General features: G+C 59.5%; 11 protein-coding genes and 2 tRNA genes. 7 read left to right on the forward strand and 6 right to left on the reverse strand.

What is annotated here, in order from left to right:
* Positions 1-20 precede the first annotated feature (20 nt).
* Positions 21-95: transfer RNA gene (locus ASG68_RS22365), tRNA-Glu, on the forward strand.
* 188 nt (positions 96-283) lie between these two features.
* Positions 284-358: transfer RNA gene (locus ASG68_RS22370), tRNA-Lys, on the forward strand.
* A 57-nt stretch (positions 359-415) separates the two neighbouring features.
* On the opposite strand, the gene recJ is transcribed toward ASG68_RS22370, so the two are convergent.
* From recJ to ASG68_RS22390, 4 genes are all read right to left on the reverse strand, one after another.
* The gene (gene recJ, locus ASG68_RS22375) at positions 416-2,218 is read right to left on the reverse strand and encodes a single-stranded-DNA-specific exonuclease RecJ (RefSeq protein WP_062585716.1); all 1,803 of its coding nucleotides are present in this window, start codon (positions 2,216-2,218) and stop codon (positions 416-418) included.
* Positions 2,219-2,346: 128 nt separating this feature from the next.
* Positions 2,347-3,669: a homoserine dehydrogenase gene (locus ASG68_RS22380; protein ID WP_062585714.1), complete on the reverse strand. Its 1,323-nt coding sequence runs from the start codon at positions 3,667-3,669 to the stop codon at positions 2,347-2,349.
* Between the two features lie 76 nt (positions 3,670-3,745).
* A complete protein-coding gene (locus tag ASG68_RS22385; protein WP_062585712.1) occupies positions 3,746-4,963 on the reverse strand; it encodes an LL-diaminopimelate aminotransferase in 1,218 nt (405 codons plus the stop codon).
* Positions 4,964-5,088: 125 nt separating this feature from the next.
* Positions 5,089-5,448, reverse strand: coding sequence for an SHOCT domain-containing protein (locus ASG68_RS22390; protein WP_244484316.1), 360 nt, complete (start codon positions 5,446-5,448; stop codon positions 5,089-5,091).
* A 150-nt stretch (positions 5,449-5,598) separates the two neighbouring features.
* Between ASG68_RS22390 and phaC the strand changes: the two genes are divergently transcribed.
* Genes phaC through radC form a run of 4 tightly spaced genes read left to right on the forward strand, consistent with a single transcriptional unit; the run spans position 5,599 to position 9,849 of the window.
* On the forward strand, positions 5,599-7,452 hold the full coding sequence (gene phaC, locus ASG68_RS22395; protein WP_062585710.1) for a poly(3-hydroxyalkanoate) polymerase subunit PhaC: 1,854 nt from the start codon (positions 5,599-5,601) through the stop codon (positions 7,450-7,452).
* A 24-nt stretch (positions 7,453-7,476) separates the two neighbouring features.
* Positions 7,477-8,196: a DNA/RNA nuclease SfsA gene (gene sfsA / locus ASG68_RS22400; RefSeq protein ID WP_062585709.1), complete on the forward strand. Its 720-nt coding sequence runs from the start codon at positions 7,477-7,479 to the stop codon at positions 8,194-8,196.
* A gap of 28 nt (positions 8,197-8,224) precedes the next feature.
* A complete protein-coding gene (map, locus tag ASG68_RS22405) occupies positions 8,225-9,052 on the forward strand; it encodes a type I methionyl aminopeptidase (protein WP_062585707.1) in 828 nt (275 codons plus the stop codon).
* An 8-nt stretch (positions 9,053-9,060) separates the two neighbouring features.
* The gene (radC, locus tag ASG68_RS22410; RefSeq protein WP_062585705.1) at positions 9,061-9,849 is read left to right on the forward strand and encodes a RadC family protein; all 789 of its coding nucleotides are present in this window, start codon (positions 9,061-9,063) and stop codon (positions 9,847-9,849) included.
* 12 nt (positions 9,850-9,861) lie between these two features.
* Here radC and ASG68_RS22415 read toward each other — a convergent pair whose 3' ends face one another.
* Positions 9,862-10,926, reverse strand: coding sequence for a magnesium and cobalt transport protein CorA (locus ASG68_RS22415; protein WP_082478034.1), 1,065 nt, complete (start codon positions 10,924-10,926; stop codon positions 9,862-9,864).
* Between the two features lie 242 nt (positions 10,927-11,168).
* On the opposite strand from ASG68_RS22415, the gene sthA reads away from it, so the two are divergent.
* Complete coding sequence (gene sthA, locus ASG68_RS22420) at positions 11,169-12,575, forward strand: Si-specific NAD(P)(+) transhydrogenase (protein WP_062585703.1); 1,407 nt, start codon at positions 11,169-11,171, stop codon at positions 12,573-12,575.
* A gap of 188 nt (positions 12,576-12,763) precedes the next feature.
* Here the strand turns inward: sthA and ASG68_RS31595 are convergent, their stop codons facing one another.
* A complete protein-coding gene (locus ASG68_RS31595) occupies positions 12,764-13,036 on the reverse strand; it encodes a hypothetical protein (protein WP_156373661.1) in 273 nt (90 codons plus the stop codon).
* Positions 13,037-13,040 lie beyond the last annotated feature (4 nt).

Genomic DNA, 13,040 nt, shown 5'->3' on the forward strand with positions numbered 1-13,040 from the left:
AAGACGCCCACACAACGGCTGCGCCCTTCGTCTATCGGTTAGGACACCAGATTTTCATTCTGGGAAGAGGGGTTCGACTCCCCTAGGGCGTACCATTGTGAACCTCTCCCCGACATCGGTATTCATGGCATTTGCGGTAAAAGCCGTCCGTGTGAGGGCGATTTTGCGCGCCGGAATCGATCTTTCTCCGGCGCTGATTTTATTGCGAAAAATCATCGAAAAAATGCGATTTAGCGCTTGCAGCATCCGAAGCCTCTGACTATAAGACGCCCACACAACGGCTGCGCCCTTCGTCTATCGGTTAGGACACCAGATTTTTATTCTGGGAAGAGGGGTTCGACTCCCCTAGGGCGTACCATTGTGGTTCTCAAATCCCGACATTGATGAATGTTTGCGACGGCTCAACAATAGCCGATCAAAGCGCCTTGGCAGCATCGATGATGCGCAATTGTACACGGCGCGTTCCCTGCCACATATCGGCTGAAATCGACGCAGCGACATGGATGGATGACCCACGCTCCGACAGAAGAAGATCGCCGAGCGGCGTCTCCAGCGCGCGGAAGGCTATGCCTTCGACGCGAGAGCCGTCCTGGCCTTCCAGTGTGACCTTGATGTGATTGGCGCCCACCTGGCGAGAATCGCGAATCCGGTGGGCCGGCAAGGCGAAGATGGGCTGCGGATGCCCTGCCCCATATGGTCCGGCATGCTCCAACTGATCGATCAGCGGGAGATTCGCACCGGCAGCGCCAAGCGCGCCGTCAATCTTCAGGGTTTCATTGGAAACGAGATCCTTGACCGCGTCTGCAGCCCTTTCGTCGAAGAAATGCCTGAGCTTGCCGAGGTTGGCGCGCTCGACCGTCAAACCTGCCGCCATCGCATGACCGCCACCCTTGACCAGAAGCCCGGCATCGACCGCAGCCCGGACGACCTTGCCGATGTCGAACCCGCTGATGGAGCGGCCGGACCCGGTTCCCCGTCCGTTCGGATCGAAGGCAACCGCGAAAGCGGGGCGGCGGAATTTCTCCTTCAGGCGTGCGGCCAGCAGTCCAACGATTCCCGGATGCCAGTTTTCGTGCGCGGTGACGATGATCGATGCCGATTGGCCGTCCCCGTATTCAGCCAGCGCCTCGGCCTCAGCCTCGGCCAGCATGGCGATCTCCATCACCTGGCGTTCGCGGTTGAGTTCGTCCAGCCGCGCGGCGATCTGCTCCGCAGTGTTTTCATCGTCCAGCGTAAGCAGGCGGCTACCGAGTGCGGCATCGCCGATTCGTCCCCCGGCATTGATGCGTGGGCCGATCAGGAAGCCGAAATGATAAGGCGTGACAGGCCCACCAAGCCCAGCCTTGCGAAACAGGGCCGATAGTCCCGGGTTCTGCATGTGGCGGGCAGCAACCAGGCCCTTGACGACATAGGCCCGGTTCAAACCCTTCAACGGCACAACGTCGCAGACGGTCGCCAAGGCGACGAGATCGAGCAACGCCAGCAGATCAAACGACGCAACCCGGCGATCGCCGCTTTCGCGCAACTGCCGCATGGTGTTGACGAGGACAAGGAAAACGACGCCGGCGGCGCACAGATGCCCCTGCCCTGACAGATCGTCTTCCCGGTTCGGATTGACCAAAGCCACACACGGCGGCAACTGCGCGCCAACCTGATGATGATCGATGACGACGACATCGATGCCGCGCGATTCAGCGACAGCAAGCGATTCCTGGCTGGTCGAGCCGCAGTCGACGGTGACGATCAGTTGCGCGCCGTTGTCGATCAACTGGTTGATCGCGGCCGGATTCGGGCCGTAGCCTTCGAAGATGCGGTCCGGAATGTAGATCTCGGCATCGACGCCGAAATGGCGCAGGAAACGGAACATCAGCGCCGAGGACGCAGCACCATCCACGTCATAGTCGCCGAAGATGGCGACTTTCTCTTGCGCTGCAATCGCCTTGACGATGCGGGCGGCCGCCTTGCTGCAATCGGTCAGCGTATCGGGATCCGGCATCAGCGAGCGGATCGTGGGATCGAGGAAGGCGACAGCATCGTCCATGGTGACACCGCGCCCGGCCAGCACCCGGGCAATGAGATCGGAAAAGCCATGAACCTGACTGATGGCAAGCGCCCGGTTCTGCCCGGCCTGATCGAGCCGAGAAATCCAGCGCTGTCCTGTTGCCGAGTGCTCGACATTGAGAAAGGCCCGCTGGACCGGATCCGGTAATTCAATCATGGCACACCTTTGGCTTCACGCGCCTGTTGGTACGCGGGTTTCGCTTTTCACGCAAACCGCAACAAAAACAGCCCCACCCGGATATGAAACCGGATGGGGCCGCAGAAGAAGATCAACACGTTTCTATGTCAGGCGGTCTTCGGACGCTCGATGCGGATGACCTGCGGTTCGCCGACCAGGTAGCCTTCGCCTTTGATCGACGCCACGGCCTTGCGCACCGAATCTTCAGTCGTCGCATGGGTGACGAGAATGATCGTCTGCGGCCCGTCGGTTTCGACATGCTGCTTGGAATGCTGGACGATCGATTCCAGCGAGATGCGGTTTTCCGCCATGCGGGTGGCGATGCTGGCGAAGACACCGGTCTTGTCCTGCACCTTCAGGCGAATGAAATATCCGCCTTCGTGGCTCTGGATTTGCGCCTGCTTGTAGGGAAGCAGCGCAGTGACCGGACGGCCAAAGGCCGGAACGTGCTGGGCGCCCGGTCGGCTCTTGGCGATATCAGCGATATCGCCAAGCACAGCAGACGCCGTCGCATTGCCGCCGGCACCGGGGCCGACCATCAGCAATTCGCCGAGAATGTCGGATTCGATCGCGACAGCATTGGTCACGCCATCCACCTGCGCGATCACCGAATCGAGCGGCACCATGGTCGGATGGACGCGCTGTTCGATGCCGCTCTCGGTGCGCTGGGCAACGCCGAGCAACTTGATGCGATAGCCGAGATCGGCGGCCGCATGAATGTCGTCGATCGAGATATTGGTAATGCCTTCGAGATAGATGTCATCGGCCGCAATGGCCGTCCCGAAGGCAAGGCTGGTCAGGATCGACAGCTTGTGGGCGGTATCATTGCCCTCAATGTCGAAGGCCGGATCGGCTTCGGCGTAACCGAGGCGCTGGGCTTCCTTCAGGCAGGCTTCGAAGGAAAGCCCTTCCTTTTCCATCTTGGTCAGGATGTAATTGCAGGTGCCGTTCATGATGCCGTAAACGCGCGAAATCGTGTTGCCCGTGAGCGATTCACGCAGCGCCTTGATGACGGGAATACCGCCGGCGACGGCGGCTTCGTAGTTCAGCAGAGCACCATGCTCCTCGGCAAGGCCGGCCAACTTGATGCCGTGCGAAGCCAGCAGCGCCTTGTTGGCGGTCACCACATGCACACCGCGCGACAAAGCTGCCGTCACGGCGGACAGAGCCGGCTCACCGGCACCGCCCATCAGTTCGACGAAAACGTCGATATCGGCGTTCCTTGCCAGCGACAGGGCATCATCGTGCCATTCGATCGCTGACAGATCGACGCCACGATCACGGTTTTTGTCGCGTGCCGTCACGGCGGTAATCTCGATAGCCCGGCCGCATGTTGTCGCCAGCGCCTCATGGCGTTCCTGGAGAATACGCACGAGCGAGGCACCAACAGTTCCCAAGCCCGCAATGCCGATTTTAAGGGCATCTGCCATACATGAATCCTAACATGTCGAGAGCGCTCCGCCTGCACGGCGGAGCAGATTTTAGAAATTGCCGGAAAACCGACGCTTAGCGATGTGCGTTCAGCGAGATGACGTTGTGCAACGTATCGTCGGCCGTCGACAGGAACTTCTTGATGCTGCGCGCAGCCTGCCGGATGCGGTGCTCGTTCTCGACGAGTGCCAGACGCACATAGTCGTCGCCCATTTCGCCGAAGCCGATACCCGGCGCCACGGCCACATCGGCCTTTTCGACCAGGAGCTTGGAGAATTCCAGCGAACCGAGATGACGAAATTTTTCCGGAATCTTTGCCCACGCGAACATGGTGGCTGCCGGCGGCGGCACTTCGAAGCCCGCCTTGCCGAAGCTTTCGACCATGACATCGCGGCGGCGCTTGTAGACATTACGCACTTCGGCAATGTCGGAACCGTCGCCATTCAGCGCATGGGTCGCGGCAACCTGGATCGGCGTGAATGCACCATAGTCGAGGTAGGACTTGACGCGTGTCAGGGCGGCGATCAGGCGCTCGTTGCCGACGGCAAAGCCCATACGCCAGCCTGGCATCGAAAAGGTCTTCGACATCGAAGTAAACTCGACGGTGTTGTCCATCGCACCCGGCACTTCGAGAACCGACGGCGGCGGCGCGCCGTCGAAATAGATTTCCGAATAGGCGAGGTCTGACAGAATGACGATGTCATGCTTCTTCGCAAAGGCAACGACGTCCTTATAGAAATCCAACGACGCGACCTTGGCAGTCGGGTTCGACGGATAATTGATGATCAGCGCGATCGGCTTGGGGATCGAATGGCGAACGGCACGCTCGAGCGGCGGGAAGAACGTTTCGTCCGGCTCGACCGAGATCGAGCGGATGACGCCGCCGGTCATCAGGAATCCGAACGCATGGATCGGATAGGTCGGGTTTGGGCACAGGATCACGTCGCCGGGCGCTGTGATCGCTTGCGCCATATTGGCAAAGCCTTCCTTGGAGCCCAGCGTCGCCACAACCTGCGTATCGGGATTGAGCTTCACATTGAAGCGGCGAGCGTAATAGGCAGCCTGCGCACGGCGCAGACCGGGAATGCCCTTCGACGATGAATAGCGGTGCGTGCGCGGATCCTGGACGGCTTCGCACAGCTTATCGACTATCGACTGCGGCGTCGGAAGGTCCGGATTGCCCATGCCGAGGTCGATGATATCAGCTCCACCCGCTCGCGCGCTCGCTTTCAAACGGTTGACCTGTTCGAAAACGTAAGGCGGCAGACGCCGGACTTTGTGAAACTCTTCCATCTCTAAACCTCGTCTTGCGCGGTCTCCATGCCTTAGGAATCATGCGTGCAAGGAGACATGCGCGGTGCAATCAGGCCCACGCGGCCATGAAACGCTTTGCGTCCAAATCAGTCGAAACGCAAGTGCTAATTCTGTATCTCTTTCAGCGTATCGCTGCCGTGGTTCTCAGCGAGCAGGCGAAGCTCTCGCAGCCGGCGTTGGTATTCGGCTTCAGAAATTTTACCGGAGGAACGGGCGGCTCCGAGTGCGGTCAGCCGGGCCGACTGGTTCGCGGCCTCCTCGTTGCTCATCTGGGTGCTCGCCACCGGCAATTTGCCTTCGATCACCGGATAGACATCCGTGGAAATGGGCTTGGCCATCGTCGCCGAATAGATGGATGGCTGTTCTTCCCGCGTGGCGGAACTGCAGGCGGCCAACGCCAGCATCAAACCCGCCACCCCAAGAGCCGTCACAATCCGCGCCATCGCTGCTTTCCCCGACTTCATCTTCACGCCATATCCCGCGCATACCATGCCATCACTGCCCGAAGCTGGCCATGGGCCAGACTTGCGAGTCCAACATGCGCTGGCACTTGTAATCATTTTAAGGCAGAATGTAAAAAGACAAAACAAACAAACATCTGTGGAGGAAACGGGGTGGCAGAAGACAGGAAGGCCGAGGGCCAGACCGGCGGCAGCACGGATGGTTTTCCCGGTTTCGACCCGAAATCCGTCGAGCCCTATATCGTCAAGGACCCGGAAGCCCTCACAGTCAATCTCGCGCGCACACTTGAACAGATCGGCAAGGCCGCCTCAGCTTGGCTCGCTCCGCGCGAAAGTGGTGAAAAGACCGACATGGTCGCCACGCCGGCCGTCGACATGGTCAAGACGCTCTCTAAAGTTTCCGAATACTGGCTATCCGATCCGCGCCGCACGCTGGAAGCGCAAACCCATCTGATGGGCAGCTTCTTTGCCATGTGGACGCGCACGATGCAGCGGATGAGCGGCGAGACCGTCAGCGACCCCGCCGAGGTGCCGCGTAACGACAAACGCTTCTCCGACGCAGACTGGATCGCAAACCCCTTCTTCGATTTCCTGCGGCAGGCCTATTTCATCACATCGAACTGGGCGGACCGGATGGTCAATGAGGCGCAAGGGCTTGATGAGCATACTAAACACAAGGCTGCATTTTACGTTCGCCAGATTTCCAGCGCGCTGTCTCCCGCCAATTTCGTCACGACAAACCCGCAACTCTATCGTGAGACAGTCGCCAGCAGCGGCGCCAATCTGGTCAAGGGCATGCAGATGCTGGCCGAGGATATTGCCGCCGGCAAGGGCGACCTGAAACTGCGCCAGACGGATACGAGCAAGTTCGCCGTCGGCGAAAACATCGCCGTCACGCCCGGCAAGGTGATCGGCCAGAGCGATGTCTGCCAGATCCTGCAATACGATGCCTCGACGGAGACCGTTCTGAAGCGGCCTCTGCTGATCTGCCCGCCCTGGATCAACAAGTTCTACGTACTCGACCTCAACCCGCAAAAATCCTTCATCAAATGGTGCGTCGATCAGGGGCATACCGTTTTCGTCATCTCCTGGGTCAATCCGGACGAACGCCACGCGGCCAAGGATTGGGAATCCTATGCCCGTGAAGGCATCGGTTACGCGCTCGATATCATCAAGCAGGCGACCGGCGAGGAAGAAGTCAACGCGATAGGCTATTGCGTCGGCGGAACGCTGCTGGCCGCAACGCTCGCCCTGCATGCGCAAGAAGGCGACCGCCGCATTAGCTCAGCGACGCTATTCACCACACAGGTGGATTTTACTCATGCCGGCGATCTCAAGGTTTTCGCGGATGAGGATCAGATTGCCCAGATCGAAGAGGGAATGAAGGAGACCGGTTATCTCGACGGCTCGAAGATGGCCATGGCCTTCAACATGCTGCGTGCTTCCGAGCTCATCTGGCCCTATTTCGTCAATAACTACCTGAAGGGTCAGGAGCCGTCGGCCTTCGACCTGCTCTACTGGAACTCCGATTCCACCCGCATGCCGGCGGCGAACCATTCCTTCTACCTGCGCAACTGCTATCTCGAAAACAACCTGACCAAGGGCAAGATGGTGCTCGCGGGCAAGCAAATCTCGCTCGGCGACGTCACCATCCCGATCTACAATCTCGCGACCAGGGAAGATCACATCGCGCCTGCGAAATCGGTGTTCGTCGGCAGTACGTTCTTCAGCGGCAACGTAACCTATGTCATGGCCGGGTCGGGACATATTGCCGGTGTCGTCAACCCCCCGGACAGGGGAAAATACCAGTTCTGGACCGGCGGACCGGTCGAGGGAACATTCGAGGATTGGGTCGAAGGTGCCAAGGAAACGCCTGGCTCCTGGTGGCCCCACTGGCAGGCCTGGATCGAGACGCTCGATGGCGAACGCGTGCCGGCGCGCAAGACCGGCGGCAAGCTCAATTCGCTGGAAGAGGCGCCGGGCTCCTATGTCCGCGCGCGCGCCTGATCGTTCGCCGGACAATCACCGCCCATGATCTTCGACAGGCCGCTCGTGCCCGCCGTTCTCGTCCAGCGCTACAAGCGCTTCCTGTTCGATGCCGTTCTTCAGAACGGTAGCGCGATTACAGGGTTTTGTCCCAATACCGGATCGATGCGTGGCTTGACGGCACCGGGCTCCAGGATTTGGCTGTCCGAGCACGATAGCCCGACGCGAAAATATCCACATATGCTGGAAATGGTGGAGGTTGGTGGCACGGTCGTGGGCGTCAATACCGGCCTGCCCAACAGGCTGGCGGAGGAAGCCATTCTGGCCGGACAGGTATCGAATCTTCATCTTTACGCGACACTGCGGCGCGAGCAGAAATACGGCCGCAACTCACGCATCGACATGCTGTTGACCGATCCTGATCGCAAGCGCGCCTATGTCGAGGTGAAGAACGTTCACTTCAGCCGAACACTTGGCCTTGGCGAATTTCCCGACAGCCCGACCGTTCGGGGTGCAAAGCATCTCGAGGAATTGGGCGACATGGTCGAGGCCGGCCATCGCGGCATCATGATTTACCTGATCCAGCGCGATGATTGTTCGACATTCCGCGTCTGCGACGACCTCGACCCAGCCTACGCGCAGGCGTTCGAGCGGGCCAGACAGCGCGGCGTCGAAGCTTTTGCATTAAAATGCCGAGTTTCGCCGCAGCAAATCTTGCCTGACGGGTTGATCCCGATAGACGAACCCGCCCGTGCTGATCTATGACATCAGAAAGACAACCGAAAGTTCTGTAATGGTCACCTATATCGAGGCAGCGTCAGCGCCCCTAAAGAATACAGGCGTCATCCGTCTCTATACGCCGGAAGATTTCGCCGGGATCAAGCGCGCCTGCCAGGTGACGGCGCTGTGCCTCGACGAACTGGCCAGCCGCGTGAAGCCGGGCGTGACGACCGACGAGATCGACCGTTTCGTCTTCGATTTCGGAATGGACCATGGCGCCCTGCCCGCGACCTTGAACTATCGCGGCTATACGAAGTCTTCCTGCACCTCGATCAACCATGTCGTCTGTCACGGCATCCCCAACAACAAGCCGCTGCGTGAAGGCGATATCGTCAACATCGACGTCACCTATATCATCGATGGCTGGCACGGCGATTCCAGCCGCATGTATCCAGTCGGCGAAATCAAGCGCGCCGCCCAGCGGCTGCTGGAAGTTACCCATGAATGCCTGATGCGCGGGATTGCCGCGGTCAAGCCCGGCGCCCGCACCGGCGCGATCGGCGAGGCGATCCAGACCTATGCCGAGGCGGAGCGTTGCTCCGTGGTTCGCGACTTCTGCGGCCATGGCGTCGGCCGCCTCTTCCATGACGCGCCGAATATCCTGCATTACGGTCGTGCCAATGAAGGCCCGGAAATGCGCGAAGGCATGATCTTTACCATCGAGCCGATGATCAATCTCGGCCGCCCGCATGTGAAGGTTCTGGCCGACGGCTGGACGGCCGTCACGCGCGACCGGTCGCTTTCGGCGCAATATGAGCATGCCGTCGGCGTTACGGCCACCGGCTGCGAAATCTTCACATTGTCGCCGGGCGGCCTCGACCGTCCCGGGCTGCCTGCATAAGGTTTTCGATGACCAAGCCCCCTTCTTCCGACGGCGACATTTCGCAACCGGCTGACGAAAGGGGCTTTTTCGCCGAGCAGCAGCCCAAGCGCCAAGGGTTGGGACTTATGGCCGTCCCACAAGACGAAGCGCACTACCACGGTCACCGTGATCGCCTTCGGACACGCTACAAAGACCATGGCGATACGGCGCTCGCCGACTACGAAATCCTCGAACTGCTGTTGTTCCGGCTCATCCCCCGCCGCGATACCAAGCCGATCGCCAAGGCGCTGCTGGAACGCTTCGGCACGCTCGCCGGCGTGTTCGGCGCGTCTCCGGCCCTGTTGCAGGAGGTCAAGGGCATCGGCGAGGCCGTTGCCTTCGACTTGAAGCTGATCTCGACTGTCGCGCATCGCACTTTGAAGAGCGGCCTGAAGGGCAAGCAGGTGCTCGCCTCCTGGTCATCGGTCATCGACTATTGCCACGCCGCCATGGCGCACGAGTCGATCGAACAGTTCCGTATTCTCTTTCTCGATAAGCGCAATGCGCTGATTGCCGACGAGGTGCAGCAGACGGGCACGGTCGATCACACACCCGTCTATCCACGCGAAGTCGTCAAGCGTGCGCTGGAACTGTCCGCCACCGCGCTTATATTGGTCCACAACCACCCGTCCGGCGATCCGACACCGTCGCGGGCAGATATCGAAATGACCAAGATGATCGTCGACACGGCCAAGCCGCTGGGGATCACCGTCCACGACCACATCATCATCGGCAAGGATGGCCATGCCAGCCTCAAGGGCCTGAGGCTGATCTGAACGCCATTGGTATCAGAGCCATTTCGCCTTGCGGAACATCCGGTACAGCATGCTGCAGATAAAGACGATGATCATCAGCACAACGAAGTAACCGTATCGGAACTTCAACTCCGGCATGTCGTCGAAATTCATGCCGTAGATGCCGGCGATCGCTGTCGGCACCGCCAGAATCGCCGCCCAGGACGCCAACTTTCGCGAAATCTCCGTTTGCTCGGATTGGCCGATCATCAGGCTGGCCTCGAAGGTGAAGGCCAACACCTCTCGCAACGTATCGATATCTTCCTGCACGCGACGGACATGGTCCGTCACATCCCGGAAGAGGGTATGGAGCGTCGCATCCATGCCCGGCAATTCCAGATGTTCGTGACGACGGCAGACATCGACAAGCGGCACCACAGCATTGCGAAGCCGAAGCAGACTGCGGCGCAAGAAATAAAGCCTCTCGATATCCCTCTTGTCCAACCGGTCCCGGAGAACCCGTTCCTCCAGTTCTTCGACCTCGGCATGAATGCCCTCGACGACCGGCATGTAATTGTCGACGATGAAATCTAGAATGGAATAGAGGATGTAATTCTCGCCGTGCGCCAAGGCTGCCGGCGAGGCTTCGCAGCGCTGGCGTACGAGATTGTATGACGTAGACGGTCCATGGCGAACGGACACGACATAGCCTTGGCCGACGAAGAGATGGGTTTCGCCGAAAACGATCTCCTCGCCGCCCATATGCGCCGTGCGGGCCACAACAAAGATCGAATCTCCGTAGATTTCCAGTTTCGGCCGCTGATGGGCGTGATTGGCATCTTCGATCGCCAGTTCCGGCAGATTGAATTCCGCTTGAACCTCACGCAGCAGCGCCTCGTCGGGTTCATGAAGACCGATCCAGACCACCGCCTTTTCGCGACCGCGCCATTCATGCGCCTGACCAATCTCGATATCATGGGTGCGCTGACCATGCTCATAGACGGCGGCTGCGACAACGCCGGGCCGGCTGCGCGGTTTCTCCCGAGCGGGATTGGTGGGCGTCTCTCGCGAAGAGATCGTTTCCTGCTCGGTTCTGTTTCCAGTTTCCAGCAAAGCCATTGTCACCTCCCGCTACCGGCTCGATACCTTCCGTCGCTCGGATCACATCAAGATGCGCGCGCAGACGACCGACATCCAATCATATTGGAATAATTATAATCGCTTTTCGTGAAATACACATCAGCAGGCGCCGGCAAGCATTTATCGGGCTTTATGAAACTGTAAGATTGACGTTATAGACGCATGCAAGCGACATTTCCCGCAACGCACAATGATTCTCCCTCCATCATCGGAAACGCGTCATGAACCAGTACGATCTCGTGGTTGTCGGCAGTGGCCCCGCAGGCCGAAGAGCCGCCATCCAGGCCGCAAAGCTGGGCAAGAAGGTTCTTGTCGTCGAACAGGGAAAACGCGTCGGCGGCGTATCGGTTCACACGGGCACCATCCCGTCGAAGACATTGCGCGAAACGGCTCTGAACCTCACCGGCTGGCGTGAGCGCGGCTTCTATGGCCGAGCCTACCGCGTCAAGCAGGAGATCCATGCCGACGACCTCCGCCGCCGCCTGTTGATCACGCTGGACCATGAAGTCGAAGTCCTGGAGCACCAGTTCGCCCGCAACCGGGTACAGCACCTGCGCGGCAAGGCAAGCTTCATCGACCCGCAGACATTACAGATCGTCAAGGACGATGGAGAGATCATCCAGGTTAGTGCTGTCAGCATCCTGCTCGCCGTCGGCACCAAACCCTTCCGGCCGAACTACATTCCGTTCGACGGCAAGACGGTGCTGGACAGCGACGAACTTCTCGAGATCGAGGATCTGCCGCGCTCGATGGCCGTTATCGGCGCGGGAGTCATCGGCATCGAATACGCCACGATCTTCAGCGCGCTCGACACACAGGTCACACTGATCGATCCGAAAGCGACGATGCTCGATTTCATCGACAAGGAGATTGTCGAGGACTTCACCTATCAGCTGCGTGACCGCAACATGAAGCTGCATCTGGGCCAGAAGGCCGAAAAGGTCGAGCGCACGCCGGACGGCAAATGCTCGATCACGCTCGACAGCGGCCGCGTCATCCATTGCGAAATGGTGCTGTTCGCCGCCGGTCGTATGGGCGCCACCGACACACTCAACCTGCCGGCCGCCGGGCTTGAAGCCGACAGCCGTGGACGTCTCAGCGTCAATCCGGAAACCTTTCAGACATCGGTTCCGAATATCTACGCGGCCGGTGACGTCGTCGGCTTCCCGAGCCTCGCCTCCACCTCGATGGAACAGGGCCGCATCGCCGCCCGGGTCGCCGTCGGTGCGATCGCCAAGGAACCGCCGAAATTCTTTCCCTACGGCATTTATGCCGTTCCGGAAATTTCGACCTGCGGCCTGACCGAGGAAGAAGTCAAAGAACGTGGTATCCCCTACGAATGCGGCATAGCCCGTTTTCGAGAGACATCGCGCGGCCACATCATGGGCCTCGACTCCGGCCTGCTGAAACTGATCTTCTCGCTGAAGACCCGGCGCCTTCTCGGCGTGCATATCGTCGGCGAAGGTGCGACGGAGCTGGTGCATATCGGCCAGGCCGTCCTCAACCTGAAGGGCACAGTCGAGTACTTCGTCGAGAACACCTTCAATTACCCGACACTGGCTGAGGCCTACAAGATTGCGGGGCTCGATGCCAGCAACCGCATGGGTGAGGTTACGCCGAAGACCTAGCTTTTTAGGGCATCCAGTTTCCGGCAGCCCTCGCCCGGGATTTAAACTTTTCGATGGATGCGCCGTTGTCTCGTTTCGGCGCAGGCACACCGCTCCAGACTCCGTGAAACGACCCTCTCGCGTGGCCGTTTTACTCCTTGTTTACCCCTCCACATGAAAGCGATTGGCCTAATCCGCAGGGAATCCGTTCAATTCCCACGCAACCGTTTCAGGTTTCTGCGAGCGTCATCGGCGAGCGGATGATCGGGGTGGCGCGCGACAAACAACTCGAACGCTTCGACCGTCCCTCGTCTTTTTATCTCCGCATATTCCGAAGCCACGGCTTTTTCGGGATCCGGCGGCCTATCCATCATTTCCGGGGCCTCTCCTGTTTGGTTTGCGAGAGTTAAAGGCATTGAAAGCAGGCTAGCCGCCGTAAAGACAACAGGAATTACAACCGTTCCTGGAAGCGTTTTTTTCATCGCA

It is taken from the genome of Rhizobium sp. Leaf453 (assembly GCF_001425605.1).
In the GTDB taxonomy this organism is placed as follows: domain Bacteria; phylum Pseudomonadota; class Alphaproteobacteria; order Rhizobiales; family Rhizobiaceae; genus Pararhizobium.